This window comes from Rhodococcus sp. PvR044 (genome assembly GCF_040548995.1).
Classification (GTDB): domain Bacteria; phylum Actinomycetota; class Actinomycetes; order Mycobacteriales; family Mycobacteriaceae; genus Rhodococcus_G; species Rhodococcus_G oryzae.
Map to the genome: position 1 here is coordinate 187,198 of NZ_JBEPSX010000010.1, position 17,282 is coordinate 204,479.

7 protein-coding genes are annotated in these 17,282 nt (G+C 72.8%); 4 read left to right on the top strand and 3 right to left on the bottom strand.

Annotation, left to right across the window (positions count from 1 at the left end):
• Positions 1 to 7: 7 nt before the first annotated feature.
• The 3 genes from recD to recC are packed head-to-tail and all read right to left on the bottom strand — an operon-like array spanning position 8 to position 8,420.
• On the bottom strand, positions 8 to 1,858 hold the full coding sequence (gene recD, locus ABIC28_RS21715; RefSeq protein WP_354580809.1) for an exodeoxyribonuclease V subunit alpha: 1,851 nt from the start codon (positions 1,856 to 1,858) through the stop codon (positions 8 to 10).
• Positions 1,855 to 5,175, bottom strand: coding sequence for a UvrD-helicase domain-containing protein (locus ABIC28_RS21720; protein ID WP_354580811.1), 3,321 nt, complete (start codon positions 5,173 to 5,175; stop codon positions 1,855 to 1,857). Before ABIC28_RS21720 ends, recD begins: the two co-directional genes overlap by 4 nt.
• The gene (recC, locus tag ABIC28_RS21725) at positions 5,133 to 8,420 is read right to left on the bottom strand and encodes an exodeoxyribonuclease V subunit gamma (RefSeq protein ID WP_354580813.1); all 3,288 of its coding nucleotides are present in this window, start codon (positions 8,418 to 8,420) and stop codon (positions 5,133 to 5,135) included. The genes ABIC28_RS21720 and recC overlap by 43 nt, the downstream gene beginning before the upstream one ends.
• Positions 8,421 to 8,617: 197 nt before the next feature.
• Between recC and ABIC28_RS21730 the strand changes: the two genes are divergently transcribed.
• The 4 genes from ABIC28_RS21730 to ABIC28_RS21745 all read left to right on the top strand — a co-directional run bounded on the left by ABIC28_RS21730 (position 8,618) and on the right by ABIC28_RS21745 (position 17,279).
• The gene (locus tag ABIC28_RS21730) at positions 8,618 to 11,833 is read left to right on the top strand and encodes a protein kinase domain-containing protein (protein ID WP_502945060.1); all 3,216 of its coding nucleotides are present in this window, start codon (positions 8,618 to 8,620) and stop codon (positions 11,831 to 11,833) included.
• A 128-nt stretch (positions 11,834 to 11,961) separates the two neighbouring features.
• Complete coding sequence (locus ABIC28_RS21735) at positions 11,962 to 15,225, top strand: protein kinase domain-containing protein (RefSeq protein ID WP_354580817.1); 3,264 nt, start codon at positions 11,962 to 11,964, stop codon at positions 15,223 to 15,225.
• A 124-nt stretch (positions 15,226 to 15,349) separates the two neighbouring features.
• Positions 15,350 to 16,348, top strand: coding sequence for an MBL fold metallo-hydrolase (locus ABIC28_RS21740; protein WP_354580819.1), 999 nt, complete (start codon positions 15,350 to 15,352; stop codon positions 16,346 to 16,348).
• Positions 16,349 to 16,403: 55 nt separating this feature from the next.
• Positions 16,404 to 17,279: an alpha/beta fold hydrolase gene (locus ABIC28_RS21745; protein WP_354580821.1), complete on the top strand. Its 876-nt coding sequence runs from the start codon at positions 16,404 to 16,406 to the stop codon at positions 17,277 to 17,279.
• Positions 17,280 to 17,282: the final 3 nt, after the last annotated feature.

Consider the following 17,282-nt stretch of genomic DNA (forward strand, 5'->3'; position numbering starts at 1 on the left):
CCCTGAACTACCCCCGCCGCAACCCGCTCGCCCGCAGCACCCGCCGCCGCACCCCGGCCCGCACCGACGCCTCGTCCCCGACGATCCGGACATGCCCGCGCGCCCGGGTGATCGCCGTGTACAACAACTCCCGCGTCAGCAGCGACGACTCCTCACCCGGCAGCACCACCGACACCGTGTCGTACTGACTGCCCTGGCTGCGGTGGATCGTCATCGCGTACACCGTCTGCACGGAGGACAGCCGGCTCGGGTGCAGCAGCAGCGGGTCCTCGCCGCGGGCGAACGCGGCCACCAGCTCGCCGTCGCCGCGGTCCACCACCACGCCGGTGTCGCCGTTGTAGATCCGCACCTCGTGATCGTTCGCGGTCACGAGCAGCGGCTGCCCGGCGTACCAGCGGTCCGGGTCCAGCCGGGTTCCGGTGGCGGCGCCGATCCACTCCATCGATGACCGCGCCCACCACTCCACGCCGAACGGGCCCTCGCGGTGCGCGCACAGCAGGCGGTGGGCCTCCGACGCCCGCAGCGCCGCCGCGACGTCGCCGGCCACGGCCGCCTCGGTCACTGCCGCCGCGCCGAACACCACATCCGAGCGCAGCGCGGCCAGGTCGTCCGGCGCCACGAAGGACACCCCGTCCGCCCCGGACCGCAGGATCGCCATCACCGCGTCCTCGTCGCCGTCGCGCACCGCGACCGCCAACCGGGCGATCTCGCCACCGAAACGACGCCCGCGGCTGAGCCGAACCACGCCGCCGCGCAACCGATTCCGCTCCCCCGCGCCGAGCGCGGCCTCGTCCGGGTCGTCGGTCGCGTCCAGGTCCGCGCCGACCACCCTCGCCAGCACCGGGTTCTCCGTCCCGGTCACCGGCCGCGCCACCAGGTCCGCCAGCACCGCGCCCGCGTCGACCGAGGTCAGCTGGTCCGGGTCCCCCACCAGCACCAGCCGGGTGTCCGGGCGCAGCGCCTCGAGCAGCCGGCACATCATCGTCAGCGACACCATCGACGTCTCGTCGACCACCACCACGTCGTAGGGCAGGTGGTTGCCGGCGTTGTACCGGTACCGGCTCGCGCCCACCCGCTGCCAGCCGAGCATCCGGTGCAGCGTCATCGCCGCCAGCCCGGCGGGCAGCTTCACCTCCTCGGCCTGTTCGCGCACCGCCTCCTGCAGCCGGGCGGCCGCCTTGCCGGTCGGCGCGGCCAGCCCGATCCGCAGCCCGGCGCCGTGCTCGGCGGCCAGCAGCGCCAGCACCCGCGCCACCGTGTGCGTCTTGCCGGTGCCGGGGCCGCCGACGATCACCGCCGTCCGGTGTGTGGCCGCCACCGCCGCGGCGATTCGCTGCCGGTCCGGGGCGGCCGTCCCGCCGAACAGCTCCGCGAGCCCGGCCCGCAGCCGGTCCTCGTCCACCGCGGGATGGCCGAGGGCGCGCTCGTCGAGCACCCGGCGGATGGTCTGCTCCTGCCGAAAGTACTTCTCCAGGTACAGCAGCCCGCCGTCGTCGGTGTCGACGAGCCGCAGCGGACGCAGCGGCCCCTTCTCGCCGCCGATCACCAGCGGGCTGCGCCGCAGCGCCGCCAGCACGTCCGCGTCCTCGGGCCAGGGCAGCGCCTCCAGGTCGACGGGCTCCCCGTCCGCGGGCACGTCGACGGTGACCTCCCGGATCCGGCCCAGGTCCAGGCACACCGAGCCGGAGCGCACCGCGCGCACCGCCAGCGCCGTCGCCAGTAACGCCGCCTCGGCGGCCTCCCCGCCGAGCGCGCCGAGGCGCAGCGCGACGTGCACGTCCGCGGCAGCGAGCACCCCGGCCTCGTTGAACACCCGCAGCGCGCCCTTGCCGCGCTGCGCCACCTGCACCTCGGTCACGGTGCCCCCTCGATTCCGGCCAGCAGGTCCGACAGCTCGGTCACCAGCGCGGCCGGCGGGTACCAGTCGAAGACGCCCGCGCCCGCCGGGCTGTCCGGGCCCGCCATGCCGCGCACGAACAGGTACTGCACCCCGCCGAGGTGGGTGGCCGGGTCGTAACCGGGCAGTCGCCAGCGCAGGTAGCGGTGCAGCGCAACCGCATACAGCAGCGCCTGCAGCGGGTAGTGGGCGCGCATCATCTCCGCGGCCATCGTCTCGGTGGTGAAGTCGGCGGTGGTGAGGTCGCCCGGCGCGAGCCGGTTGGTCTTGTAGTCCACCACCACGAACCGCGGCCCGGGCAGCCGCAGCACCGCGTCGATGCTGCCGGTGAGGTAGCCGCGCAGCGGCGCCGCGCCGAGGGTCTCGAACAGCGCCGCGTAGCCGGCCAGCGGGTCGTCGGCGGGCAGGTGCCGGCGCAGCAACGGCGCCACCCCGGCGAGGGTCACCTCCGCGTCGGCGTCCTCGCCGCCTGCGAGCGGCAGCTCGAAGTCCAGCTCCGGCAACCGGTCCGACGGCGGGATGGACGCCAGCGTGTGCCCGCCACCCAACGGGGTGTGCAGCACCGGCACCAGCGCGGCCGCCAGCGCGTCCGGGTCGACGCCCGAGTACCCGGCGGCCACCGTCTCGCGGCAGCAGCGCACCAGCTCGGCCTCCAGGTCCGCGGCGGCGGTGTCGACCTCCTCCAGCACCGCGTGCACCAGGGTGCCGAACGCGGCCCCGGCGGGTAGCCCGTTCATCGGCGACGGCAGGCCCACCGCCTCGGTGGGCGAGACCAGCGGCGGCTCGTCCGGCTCGTCGTCGAGCTCGGGTTCCTCCGCCTCGCTGCCGACGCTCGGCGGGGCGTCGTGCGCGTGCGCGGTCAGCGCCGAGTAGGAGGTGCGGCGCCAGGCGGCGTCGAGGTCGCGGTCGAATCGCGCCGCGGCCAGCTCCCCGACCTCCTCCTGCGGCGGCGTCCACTCCGGCACCACGATCGGGTCGGCGCCGACGGCCTCCACCCGCACCAGCTCGGAGTCGCCCGCCCACGCCGAGAGCCGCTGCGCGACATCCGGATCGGCGGGCACCCGTTCCTGGGCCGGTACCGCCAGCTCGCCGGGCCGCCGGGCCAGCAGCATCCGGTGCAGCGGCGCCGCCTTCGTCGAATAGGCGGGCGCCCACCACAGCACCAGCTGACACATGGCCCGGGTCAGCGCGACGTACAGCAGCCGCAGCTCCTCCCCGGCCTCCTCCTCGTCGTGCCGCTTCTTGCGTTCGTCGTAGCCGGGGCCCTCGGGCCCGCCGACGTCGAGGATGCGGCGGCCGTCCGCGTCGTGCAGCAGCAGCTTGTCGGGCTTGGGGTTCTTCGCCGCGTCCCACGCGTACGGCAGGTACACGATCGGGTACTCGAGGCCCTTGGTGGCGTGCACGGTGGCGATCTGCACGGCCGCGGCGTCGCTGTCGAGGCGGCGGCTGCGGTCGATGCCGCCGATCGCGGGGTCGCGCATCCGGTCGGTGAGCCACCGGGTGAGCGCGGTGAGCCCGAGGGATTCGGCGACGGCGGCCTCGTTGAGCAGCTGTGCGACGTGTCGCAGGTCGGTCAGGCGCCGCTCCCCCGCGGCCCGCGACAGCATCCGGGCCTCGAGCCCGCTCCACGCCGCCAGCCGCTCGAACAGCGCGGCAAACCCGGACTGCGCGAACACCGCCGACAGGTCCCGCAGCCGCCCGCCGATCTGCGCGACCGCGTCGTCGCCTGCGCCGTCGAGCTCGGCGGCGGTGCGCCCGAGCAGCGGGGTGAGCGCCGCCAGCCGCACCCGGTCCGAGCGGTGCGGCTGCTCGATCGCCTGCAGCAGCCACAGCCAGTCGCGGGCGGCGGGGGTGAGGAAGACGCTCAGCCCGCCGACGGTGACCGCGGGCACCCCGGCCCGGTCCAGCGCGTCGTGCACCAGGGCGACCTGCGCGTTGGTGCGGACCAGCACCGCGATGTCGCCGGGCTCGACGGGCCGCGGGCCGGGGCCCCGGTCCACCGTCTGGCCGCCGCCGAGCAGCCGCACGATGTCCGCGGCCAGGTCCGCCGCCACCCGCCCGCGCAGCGGCCCGACGGCGGGAAAGCCGGTCTTGCCCAACGGTCCCGCGCCCGCGCGCGGCAGGTGCCGCAGCCGCAGCGGTACCGCCGCGCCGATCCGCGAGCCCGTCTTGGCGGCGTCGACGGGGTGCACCACGATCTGCGGGTGGCCGAGCGCGGCGCCGCCGTGCAGGTGCGCGAGCGCGTCCAGCAGCGGGGCGTCGCTGCGCCAGTTGGTGGTGAGCTCCTGGTGGCTGTCGGCGGCGCCGACCGCGTCCAGGTAGGCCAGCACCTCCGCGCCGCGAAACGCGTAGATGGCCTGCTTGGGGTCGCCGACGAGGATCAGCGTCGACTGCCCGTGGAAGGCGCTGCGCAGGATCCCCCACTGCAGCGGGTCGGTGTCCTGGAACTCGTCGACGAGCACCACCGAGTAGCGGTCGCGGACCCGGCGGCAGGCGGCCGGGCCGTGCACGGGATCGGTGAGCACGCCGTGCAGCAGCGCGGGCAGGTCGTCGAAGTCGCGGACGCCGACCGCGCGCTTGCGGCGGTGCGCCTCGGCCCGCACGGCCGCGGCGAACGCGGCCGCGTCCGCTGCTGGTGTCCCGTCCGCGTCGTCGGGTGCCAGCGCGGCCTGCGGGTCGAAGATGGCCGCCCGCGCCGCCTTTCGTGCCTCACCGGGGGTCAGCGAGGGCGACCCGCCGCGGCCGAAGGTGCTCAGGTACAGGTCGCCGATCACCTCGGCGTTGAGGTCGGTGGCCTCCTCGACCAGCACCGCGTCGGGGTCGCGCTCCCCGGCGATGCCGAGGCCGTCGAGCATCCGCTGGCAGAAGCTGTGGGTGGTGGCGATGGTGGCGGCATCGAAGTCCGACAGGGCCTGCAGCAGGCGGCGCCTGCGCAGCGCCACGGTGTCGGGGTCGGCGTCGGCGAGGTGCGCGACGAGCGGGTCCCGGCTGCTCGACGGGTCCGCGAGCCCGGCCGCGGCGGAGGCGAACCGTTCCCGGGTGCGCTCGCGCAGCTCCTTCGTCGCGGCGCGGCTGAAGGTGACGAGCAACAGGCTCGCCGGGTCCACCCCGGCCTCGGCGACAAAACGCGCGGCCAGGCCGACGATGGCGTAGGTCTTGCCGGTGCCCGCGCTCGCCTCGAGCACCGTGGTGCCCTTCGGCAGCGGGCCGAGCAGGTCGAAGGCGGTGCGCCCGTTCACGGCTCTCCCAATGTCTCGGCCGCCAGCAGCGGATCCCACAGCTCGCGGGCCACAGCGCCGAAGACGCTGCCCTCCAACGGATCCGGCGCCGCGGTGAGCACGGACAGCGCGGGCGCGGCCCCGTACACGTAGCCGAGGTGCCGGTCGGCGGCGTCGCCGAAGGTGCCGCCCCACTCCTTGCCTGCGGCCTCCATCGCCATCTCCACGGAGGCGCCGCCGGAGCGGCGTTCCGCGTAGGCCGCCGACGCGCCGGTCGCCATCGGCGGCGGGGCCTGCAGGCCCCGGTCGCGCAGCTCGACGAGGCGCACCAGCTTCGCCAGCGCGTCCTCCGGCGCGGTGAGGGTCGACTGCCAGGTGGGGCGGCGGTACTGGCCGCGGCCGGTGGTCACCGCCCGCCACTGTGTGCCTTGCGCGGCCCGCCGCGGTGTCTCGCGCGGCCCGGCCGACGCGGCGACCGCCAGCAGCTGCGCCCACGCCGTCAGCCGGTGCTTGGCCGCCAGCCGCGAGAACGTAGTCCGCGCGATCACCGTCCCGTACACGCCGCCGACGGTGCCGGTGAGCCGCCGACCCGATCCGAGATCGACGTCCACGTCGATCGTCTCGGCGCCACCGGGCTGGCGTCCGGCGGCGGCGAGGGAGCGCACCGTCGCCTCGATCTCGCCGAGCGCGCTGTCCCCCAGGCCGAACGGCGGCAGCGTGCCGCGGCGCCACTCGGCGGCCCGGAAGTCCGCGACCCCGTCGGCAAAGTCCCGGTCGTCGGCGAGCAGCGTCGCGAGCATCCGTTCGCCGATGTCCCACTTCGCCAGCGGGTCCAGCTCCAGGTCCAGCGCGTCGGCGATGTCCTCGTCCAGCTCCGGCACCCGCAGCCCGAGCCGCTGCCGCAGGAACGCCTGGGTGGGGTGGACCAGGAACGCGACCAGCTCGGCGAGGTCGACGTCGCCCGGGGTGGTCGGCGGCAGCGGCTTCGCGAGGAACGCGGCCTCGGGTTCGGGCGGGCGCTGCGCGGCCCGCGCCCCGGCCAGCGCGGCGGCGTCGAAGCTGAACGGGCCGTCGGGCCGGAAATTGCGGGCGTCGAAGGGCTGCAACGGATGCCGCGTCAGCGCCGCGTCCGAACGGCCCGCCATGGTGTCGAGGACGTCGCACAGTTCGCTGAGCGGGATCGCCGGTGGCCGCCGGGAGCCGCTGACCGGGTCGGCGCCGGTGTAGAACAGCACCAGCCTCTCGCTGGCGGACATGACCGCGTCGAGCAGCAGCTGCCGGTCCTCGCTGCGCGGATCCCGTTCCCCCGGCAGCGGTCTGCGCGCCAGGACGTCGTCGCCGTCGACGCCCGCGCCGCGAGGGAAGACCTCGTCGTCGAGCCCGAGCAGCACCACCACGCGGTGCGGCACCGAGCGCATCGGCACCATCGTGCACACGGTCAGCTCGCCGGTGCGGAAGTTGGCGCGGGTCGGCCGCCCCGCCAGCCGGGCGCGGAGCATCGCGCGCACATCGGCCAGCCGCAGCTCGCGGTCGCCGCCGTGCTCGACGGCGGCGGCGAGCTCGCGCTGCGCCTGCCCCAGCTGCCAGGCGTCGCGCTCGCGCACGTCGACGAGCAGGTCCAGGGCGCGGGCCAGGCCCGCCGACCAGCGGTCGGTCGGCTGCGGGCCGCGCAGCCCGCGCAGGGACACGTCGAGCCGGTCGACGAACTCGGCGAGCCGGCCGGTGAGGTCGATGTCGTTGCTGTCGACGTCGTCGAGCGGCAGCGACAGCGAGAGCCACTGGCCGTCCGCACCGTCCGCGGCGGCGCCGAGCAGGATGCGGTCCAGCGCCGACCGCACGGTGTTCTGCGGGAAGTCGCCGAGCCCGAAGTCGGTGCGCTGCATGGGCCCGATCCCCCACCGCGCCCCGGCGGCGGTGGTCCACTCGCGCAGCCGCTCGAGGTCGTCATCGGTGAACCGGAAGCGGCGGCGGACGGGTTCGGCGGCGGCGAGGTCGAGCACCTGGCTGGCGGTGACGCGGCCGTCGGCCAGCCCGAGCAGCGTCGCGACGACGGCGAGCACCGGATTGGTCTGGTGCAGTGCGCGATCGGCGAGCCGCACCCGCAGCCGGTGCCCGGGGTGCCCCACCGATTCCTGGCCGAATGCGGCCCGCACCAGCGGCGCGTAGGTCTCCACGTCCGGGCACATGACCAGCACGTCGCGCGGCTCCAGCGTCGGATCGTCCTGGAACAGGTGCAGCAGCGATTCGCGCAGCACCTCCACCTGCCGGGCCGGGCCGTGGCAGGAATGCACCTGCACGCTGCCGTCGGCCGCACTTCCGGCGGTGGGCGCGCGGTCGGCGGCGATGTCGGCCTGCAGTCGGCCGAGCAGGGTGACCGGGGTCGGGGCGGCGCGGTGGTGCGCGTGCTCGATGCCGGGCTGGCTCAGCCGGGCCTGCAGCTCGCGGACGTCGCGGGCCAGTCCGGCCAGCAGCGGGTGCGTGACGGCGAGCGCGCCGTCGTCGTCGGCGCGGGTCGCCGCCGGTGCCCGATCGGCCAGCGCCGCCCACATGCCGGGGCTGGGGTGCGGAACCCACAGGTGCACATCACGATTCGTGGCGAAAGCGGACAACACGTCGATCTGGGCGGTGGTGAGCCGGGTGGGCCCGAACACCGAGATCCGGTCCGGCAGGTCGAGCAGACCGGGCTCGGCGACCAGCCGGGCGCAGGCAGCGACCAGGCGCTCGGCGGGGCTTTCGGCACCCACGGCCCCGCGCAGCCGCCGCCACAGCTCCGCCTGCCAGTGCAGGTCGTCGTCGAGCGGGCCGCCGGCGCCATCGGTGTCGCGTCCGGCAGCCCAGTCGACCAGCATCGCGGGCCGCTGCGCGCCGTAGCTGCGGAACAGCTCGGTCAGGTGCGCGGCGGTGCCGTAGCGGCGACCGCGCCGGTGATCGTCGGTGCCGTTGCTGAGGTGGCGCGCCAGTACCGACGCCCACGGCTCGTCGAGGACGTCGTCGATGACGCCGAGCAGCGTCCAGAGCAGTCGCGCCGGGTTCCACGGGTCCTCGTCCGCGGTCATCCCGGTCGCCGCGGCCAGGGCCTCGTCCACCAGCCGGGTCGGCGACGGGAACTCGATGTTCGCCGCGACACCGTCGCCGTCGACCGCTCCGAGGGTGGCCGACAGCCGCTGGGTGAGCCAGCGCTCGACGCCCTTGGCGGGGACCGCGATCACCTCGCGGGCGAACGGGTCGGCCAGCGGGCTCTTCAGCACGTCGGCGAGCGCGGAGGCCAGGGTGTCGGAGCGTTCGGCGCGGTGCAGCGTCAGCACGTACTCCCCCTAGGTTCGAAACTCCCCGATGGTCGGCTCAGGCTTATCACAGCGCACCGACTTCCCGGTGGACCGCTGGTAGACCGCCCCGAACCGGTGGCACTATGGAGTTCCGGAGCAAGGCCGGATCTGCTGCCGAGGTGAGTGCCGTGCCGCATTGTCAAGGACGCCATACGCGCGACAGGTCGGCGTGACCGATGGCCGGAAACGATCCGTCCGTGGCCCAGCGCGATGTGACCTCCTCGGTGACATCGGAGCTGGCCGCCGCCGGGTTCATCGATGCGACCGAGATCGGCCACGGCGGCTTCGGCGTCGTCTACCGGTGCACGGAGGCCACCCTGGACCGCACCGTGGCCGTGAAGGTGCTCACCGCCGACCTCGACGAGGAGAACCTCACCCGGTTCTTCCGGGAACAGCGGGCGATGGGCAGGCTCACCGGGCATCCCAATATCGTCAACGTCCTGCAGGTCGGCACCACCTCGAGCGGCCTGCCCTACCTGGTGATGCCCTATCACCCGCGACGTTCGCTCGACCTGCGCCTCCGAGACCACGGTCGGCTGTCGCTCGAACAGGCACTGCAACTCGGAGTGAAGGTTGCCGGTGCGGTGGAGTCCGCGCACCGCATCGGCATCCTGCATCGAGACGTCAAACCGGCCAACGTGATCCTCACCGACTACGGCGAACCGGCGCTCGCCGACTTCGGCATCGCACACCTGCCGGACGAGTTCGAGACCGCCACCGGCACGATCACCGCGACTCCTGCCTTCACCGCACCCGAAATCCTCGGCGGTGGCCCGCCCAGTGCCGCGGGGGACGTGTACGGGCTCGGTGCGACGGTGTGCTGCGCCCTCACCGGCCACCCGGCCTTCGAGCCCCGGCAGGACCTGCGCGAACTCGACATCCCCGACGACGTGGCCGCCGCCGTCGAGCGCGCCATGTCCGCCGATCCGGACGCTCGCCCGACGGCCGCGCAACTCGGCGACGTCCTGCGCGAGATCCAGTTCCGCCACGGTTTTCCGGTCGACGAGATGGCGCTGAAATCCGTCGCCACTCCGAAGCGCGGTCATCGTCGGCCGTCGACGAGCGACACGCGCCAGCTGACCGGACACTCGACGCGGGGCACGAAGGGAAACCTGCCCGCGGACCTGACGAGCTTCGTCGACCGTCGCAGCGAGCTGACCGAGGCGAAGGAGATGCTGACGACCTCCCGGCTGGTGACGCTCACCGGGATCGGCGGTGTCGGGAAGACCCGCCTCGCGCTGCGGATCGCGACGAGCGCCCAGCGCGGCGGCTTCCGCGATGGCGCGTGGCTGGTGGAGTTGTCCGACCTGCACGACGAGTCGCTGCTCGCCGGCGTGGCGGCGGCCGCTCTCGGACTGAAGTCCTTCTCTGCCCAGCCCATGCAGACGGTCCTCGCGGAGTATCTCGAGCCGCGCCAGACCCTGCTGGTGCTCGACAACTGCGAGCAGCTTGTCGACGCGGTAGCGGACCTGACCCAAACCCTGCTGCAGCGCTGCCCTGAGCTGCGCATACTCGCCACCAGCCGGGAATCGCTCGGCATCGCCGGTGAGGCGACAATACGGGTACCGTCGCTCAGCGCGCCTGCCCCCGACCGTCGGCTCGATCTCGGGGCGCTACCCAACTACGACGCGGTGACCCTGTTCGCCGACCGCGCCGTCGCGGTCGTGTCGGGATTCACGCTCACCGAGGACAACATGGCCGCCGTGGCCGGGATCTGCCACCGGCTCGAGGGACTTCCCCTGCCGATCGAGCTGGCGGCGGGACGATTGCGGGCCCTGTCACCCGAGCAGATCCTGCAGCGGCTCACCGACCGCTTCACGCTCCTGACCGGTGGCGGACGCACCGCCCCCACCCGGCAGCAGACCCTCCGGCTGTCCGTCGACTGGAGCTACGAGTTGTGCACGCCCGAGGAACAGCAACTGTGGGCTCGCCTGTCGGTGTTTGCGGGCAGCTTCGAGCTCGCTGCGGTGGAACATGTCTGCGGAGCCGACCTGACGCCGGGTGCGCTGCTCGATCTGGTTGCGTCGCTGGTGGAGAAGTCGATCCTGATCCACGAGGAATCGGCGGCCACCGGCCGGTACGGGCTGCTGGACACCATCCGCGAGTACGGCCTCGAGAAGCTGGCGGAGTCCGGCGAGTACGCGGAGATGCGCCGACGCCACCGGCACTGGTTCCAGCACCTGGCGCTGCGGGCGGAAACCGACTGGATAGGCCCCCGCCAGCTGGACTGGATCGCCCGACTGAAGCTGGATCAGCAAAACTTTCGTGAGGCACTGGATGCCAGCATGGCGGGGCCGAGCGACGCGGCGGTCGGTCTCCGGATCACGGCCGCGCTGTTCCCGTTCTGGCTTGCCAGCGGGCAGCTCAACGAGGGCGCACACTGGACCGAACGAATGCTGACCGTCGAGGGCCTGCCGCGGGGCAGGGAGTGGGTGCGGGCGGTAGGCCTCGGCGCGGTGCTCAACGGCTTCCGCGGCGACATCGCCGCCGGCACGGAATGGGTCGGATGGGCGCGCGCGGCAGCGGATCCGGACGACCCGATCGGTGCCGCGACCACCGACTACGCCGCAGCCCTTCTCGCACTGACAACGAATGACATACCCACCGCTGCTACATGTTTCGACTCCGCTTTGGAGAAGTGCCCCGCCGACAACGACCTCCTGCGGCTCGCCGTCCTGACCGGTGTCGAGGTGACCCGCGGGCTGCTCGGGCAGACGGCGACGGCGGCCGACTGCCTCCAGCAGATGCTGGACATCACCGAGCCGCGCGGCGAGGTCGTGTTCCGGGCGTGGGCCTTGCAGACGCTGGCGTTGACCGTGTGGCCGACCGACCCGCAGCGGGCGATGGTGCTGGTGGAACGGGCGCTGCGACTGTGCCGATCCTTCGACGATCCGTACGGCTCCTCGCTGTGTATCGACTGTCTGGCCTGGACCGCCGCGGCCGACGGCGACTACCCGAGGTCCGCGATGTTGCTCGGCTCCGCGCAGGCGATACGGCAGATGGGGGGCGTGCAGAGCATCGCAATCCCGAGCTGGCGCGCACACCACGACGAGTGCGAGCGACAGACTCGCAAGGCACTCGGGCAGAAGTCCTACGACGCGAGCTACCGGGAGGGTGCCTCCAGGAGCTTCGGGAAGGCCGTCGCGTACGCACTGGCCGAGTCCTCCGCGCCGCCTCGGAGCCCGGCCGCCACGGACAAACCCACCCTGACCAAACGCGAGCTCCAGGTGGCCCGCCTCGTCGCGGAGGGGCTGACGAACAGTGCGATCGCCGGCCGGCTTTTCATCTCGCAACGGACCGCGGAGGGACACGTCCAGCGCATGCTCGCCAAACTGGGATTCACCTCGCGAACGCAGGTCGCCGCCTGGATGGTCGAACAGGACCACGGCTGAGGCCACGTTCGGGTGGCACTATGGAGTTCCGGAGCCAGGCCAGCTCTCGCGGTCGGCCACGTCCGCTCCCTGCCCGTGAGGTGAGTACCGTGCCGCATCGTCGAGAACGCCACAGATCGGCATGACCGATGGTCGGTGACGATCCGTTCGCGACCCAGCGCGGTGTGCGCCCGTCGGCGACATCGGAGCTGGCCGCCGCCGGGTTCACCGATGCGACCGAGATCGGGCGCGGCGGCTTCGGCGTCGTCTACCGCTGCACGGAGGCGACGCTGGACCGCACCGTGGCGGTGAAGGTGCTCACCGCCGACCTCGACGAGGAGAATCGGACGCGCTTCGTCCGGGAACAGCGGGCGATGGGCCGGCTCACCGGGCATCCCAATATCGTCAACGTCCTGCAGGTCGGCACCACCGCGAACGGCCATCCCTACATCGTGATGCCCTATTACGAGCAGCGTTCCCTCGATGTGCGCATCCGCGACCACGGTCCACTGTCGCTCGAGCAGACGCTGCAACTCGGTGTGAAGCTGGCGGGCGCGGTGGAGTCCGCGCACCGGCTCGGCATCCTGCATCGCGACATCAAGCCGGCCAACGTCATCCTCACCGACTACGGCGAGTCGGCGCTCTCCGACTTCGGCATCGCACATCTCCCCGACGGGTTCGAGACCGCCACCGGCACGTTCACCGCCACCCCGGCCTTCACCGCGCCCGAGGTCCTCGGCGGTGGCCCGTCCAGTGCCTCCGCGGACGTCTACGCGCTCGGTGCCACGGTGTTCTGCGCCCTCACCGGCCACGCGGCCTTCGAGCGTCGCAGCGGCGAGCAGGTCGTCGCGCAGTTCGTGCGTATCACCTCGCAGCCCGTTCCGGACCTGCGCGAACTCGACATTCCCGACGACGTGGCCGCCGCCATCGAGCACGCCATGTCCGCCGATCCGGGCTCCCGCCCCGCTGCCGCGCAGCTCGGCAACGTCCTGCGTGAGATCCAGTTCCGCCACGGTTATCCGGTCGACGAGATGGCGTTGCAATCCATCGCCGTCAAGCGCGGCGATCGTCGTCCGTCGGCGGATGGCGGGATTCCGCCGACCGGGCCGTCGACGCGGGGCCGGAAGGGGAACCTGCCCGCGGAGCTGACGAGTTTCGTCAACCGCCGCAGCGAACTGACCGAGGCGAAGGAGATGCTGTCGTCGTCCCGGCTGCTGACCCTCACCGGCATCGGTGGCGTCGGGAAGACCCGCCTCTCGCTGCGGATCGCGACGAGTGTCCAGCGTGCCTTCCGCGACGGGGCGTGGCTGGTCGAACTGGCCGACCTGCGTGACGAGTCGCTGGTGGTCGGCGTGGTGGCCGCCGCCCTCGGGCTGCAGTCCTTCTCCCGCGAGCCGCTGCAGACGGTCCTCGCGGAATTTCTCGAGCCGCGCCAGATCCTGCTGGTCCTCGACAACTGCGAGCAGGTGATCGACGCGGTCGCGGAACTCGCCGAGACCCTGCTCCGGTACTGCCCCGAGCTGCGCATCGTGGCCACCAGCAGGGAAGCCCTCGCCATCGGAGGGGAAGCGACCCTGCGGGTTCCGCCGCTCAGCGCGCCCGCCCCCGACCATCAGCTCGACCTGGGGGCACTGCCCAGCTACGACGCGGTGACCCTGTTCGCCGAACGCGCCACCGCGGTCGTTCCGGAATTCGCGCTCACCGAGGACAACATGGCCGCCGTGGCCGGGATCTGCCACCGGCTCGACGGGCTGCCGCTGCCGATCGAACTAGCCGCGGGACGATTGGCCGCACTGTCCCCCGAACAGATCCTGCAACGGCTCACCGACCGCTTCACACTCCTGACCCGCGGCGGACGCACCGCCCCGACGCGGCAGCAGACCCTCCGGCTCAGCGTCGACTGGAGCCACGAGCTGTGCACGCCGCAGGAGCAACAGCTGTGGGCCCGCCTCTCCGTGTTCGCGGGCAGCTTCGAACTCACCGCGGTGGAGCAGGTCTGCGGCGCGGACCTGACGCCGGGCGCGCTGCTCGACCTGGTCGCGTCGCTGGTGGAGAAGTCGATCCTGATCCACGAGGAATCGGCCAGGGCGGGGCGGTACGGGCTCCTGGACACCATCCGCGAGTACGGCCTCGAGAAGCTGGCGGAGTCCGGCGAGTACGCACTCATGCGGCGACGCCACCTCGACTGGTACGAGCGCCTGGCGCTGAGGGCGGAAGGCGACTGGATAGGGCCCCGCCAGCTGGACTGGATCGCCCACCTGAAGCTGGACCAGCAGAACTTTCGCGAGGCACTGGATACCAGCATGACGGAGCCGGGTGAGGTGGCCGCCGGTCTGCGCATCACGGCCGCCCTGTACCCGTTCTGGCTCATCAGCGGACAGATCAACGAGGGCGCCCGCTGGACCGAGCGACTGCTGACCGTCGAGGACGTTCCGCGCGGCCCGGAATGGGTGCGGGCGGTGAGCCTCGGCGCGGCGCTCAACGGGTTTCGGAGCGACATCGAGACCGGCGCCCAGTGGATCGGGTGGGCGCGAGCGGCAGCAGCGGACACCGGCGACCCGGACGCCGCCGCGACCGCGTTCTACGCCGCAGGCGTTCTGGCGTTGGGCGCCAATGACGTATCCACCGCGGCAACATATTTCGACGCCGTCCTTGAGACCTGTCCGCCCGACGCCCACCTCCTGCGGGTCATCACCCTGACCGGCGCCGAGGTGGCCAGCGGGCTGCTCGGACAACCGGAGCGGGCAGCCGACTACCTCGAACAGGTGCTGGACATCACCGAGCCGCGCGGCGAGCTCGCGTTCCGGTCGTGGGCCGTGCGGACGCTCGGGTTGGCGGTGTGGACGACCGAGCCGGCGAGGGCGATCGCGCTGCTGGAACAGGCTCTGCGACTGTCCCGGTCCGTCGACAATTCGTTCGGCGCCGCCCCGAGCCTCGAGGGCCTGGCCTGGATCGCCGCTGCCGCTGGCGACCACACGAAGTCCGCGGTGTTGCTGGGCTGCGCGCAGGCCATGCGGCAGACCGGGGGCCTGCCGGAGATCGCCATCCCGGGCCTGCGCGCACAGCACGACGAGTGCGAGCGGCTGACCCGCAAGGCGCTCACGCCGAAGTCGTTCGACGCGAGCTACCGGAAGGGTGCGTCCGCGAGTTTCGGGGAGGCCGTCGCCTACGCGCTGGGCGAGTCCACCGAGTCATCTCGGGAGCGGGCCGACACGGGCAAGACCACCCTGACCCGACGCGAGCTCCAGGTCGCCGGCCTCGTCGCGGAGGGGCTGACCAACAGCGCCATCGCAGCGAGGCTCGTGATCTCGAAACGGACCGCCGAGGGACACGTCGAGCGGATCCTCGCCAAGCTGGGATTCACCTCGCGGGCGCAGGTCGCCGCCTGGATGGTCGATCAGAACCGGGGCTGACATCGACCCGTGCACCGTCGGGCCGATCCCGCCGCCCGGGACCCGGGTATGGACCGGCGCGTCGACGTCCGGTAATGATGAGGTCAAAGAGTTGAAACCAATTTCACTAGTGACGAGGTATCCCATGCTCGACGCGGCCGCCATCGGCGATGGCATTTTTCAGATTCCCGTTCCCATGTCCCACAACCCCCTTGGCACCACCCTCGTCTACGCGATGGAGTCCCCTGGTGGGATCGTCCTGGTCGATGCCGGCTGGGATGGCGACGAGGGGTGGGAGGGCCTGACCAGCGGACTCGAGTCGGTCGGGCACTCGATCTCCGAGGTCGAGGGCGTCGTGCTCACGCACTTCCACCCGGACCACACCGGTTTGTGCGGGCGGGTGCGCGAGGCCTCCGGGGCCTGGATCGCGATGCACGCCGATGACATGGACATGTTCGGGAAGATGTCCTCCCCCCACGACGAGGTCTGGCTCGCGGACCAGCAGGTGAACCTGACCCGCGCGGGCGCGACGCAGGCGGACCTCGACGCGTTCGCAGCCGTGGCGAACGGCAAGTCTCCGGCCGGCCCGGAATCGACTCCCGACCGGATCCTCGCCGACGACGAGGTGATCGCGTTGACCGGGCGCGGGCTGCGGGTGGTGTTCACGCCGGGCCACACCCCCGGCCACGCCTGCTTCTACCTCGATGATGCCGACGTGATGTTCACCGGCGACCACGTGCTGCAGAAGACCACCCCGCACGTCGGCAACTTCGTCTACCCGCTCGAGGAGCGCGACGCGCTCGCCGAGTTCCTGGACTCGCTGCGCCGCGTGCAGACGATGGACATCACCCGCGGCCTCGGCGCGCACGGCATCCCGATCGACGACGTCGCGGGCCGCGCAGGCGAGCTGATCGAGCACCACGAGGAGCGGCTCGAGCACCTGTACGCCGCGTTCGGCGACGACCAGATCACCGTCTGGGAGGTGGCCCAGCGGATGAAGTGGTACCGCCCGTGGACCGACTTCCATCCGATGGCCAAGGGCATGGCGTTGTCCGAGGCCGCCGCGCACCTGCGCCACCTGGTCGCGCGCGAGCAGGTCGCGCAGGTGCCGGGAAGCGAGCCGGCGCTGTTCGCGCGGCGGTAGCCGACGCCGAAAACTCGGTCGCGAAACCCGCGGGCTGTGGGCGAGAATCGCGACCATGTCTGTGGATGTCTCGGCGCCGGCCCGGCTGGGCGAATCGCGTCTCGCCGACGGGCGGGTGATCGGGTGGGCCGAATGGGGCCGCGCGGACGGGATTCCGGTGCTGCTGAGCCCGGGCGCCGCGACCACCGGGTCGCTCGGGTTCGGCGCCGAGGCAGTCGAGTCGCTCGGCGTGCGGCTCGTCGCGCTCGACCGCCCGGGCCTCGGCCGGTCGACGCCACTGCCCGGTAAGACCTTTCGGGACTTCGCGGCCGACGTGCGCGAGTTCGCCGCGCTGCGGGGTCTCGGCAACCCGGCGATCGTGGGCAACTCTCAGGGCGCGCCCTTCGCACTCGCGTGCGCGGCGGCGGGCGTCGGCGCCGCGGTCGCGATCGTGTCCGGCAGCGACGAGGTGGCGGCGCCGCGGTTCGCCGATGCCCTGCCGAAGCCCTTACGCGATCTCGTCGAACTGACGGCGTCGGACCCGGACACCGCGGAGCGCCTCTTCGCGACGTTCGACGCGGACGCCATGTGGCAGATGGTGATCGACTCCAGCCCCGCGTCGGACGTCGCCGTCTACCGGGACCCCGTCTTCGAGCGTGCCTACCGCGGCAGCATGCGCGAGGCGTTCGCGCCGGGCCCCGCCGGTTACGCCCGCGACACAGTGTTGGCGATGGGCCGCTGGCCCTTCGACCTCACGACGATCCGTGTCCCCGTGGACCTCTGGTACGGCGATCAGGACACCAGCCACTCACCCGACCACGGCGATTGGCTGGCCACCCGCATCCCCGGAGCCGTTCGCCATCTGGTGCCCGGCATCGGCGGCGCCGTCCTGTGGACGCATGCCGAACCGATCCTGCGCACGCTGCTCGGTCACCTCGACTCACGCACCTAGAGC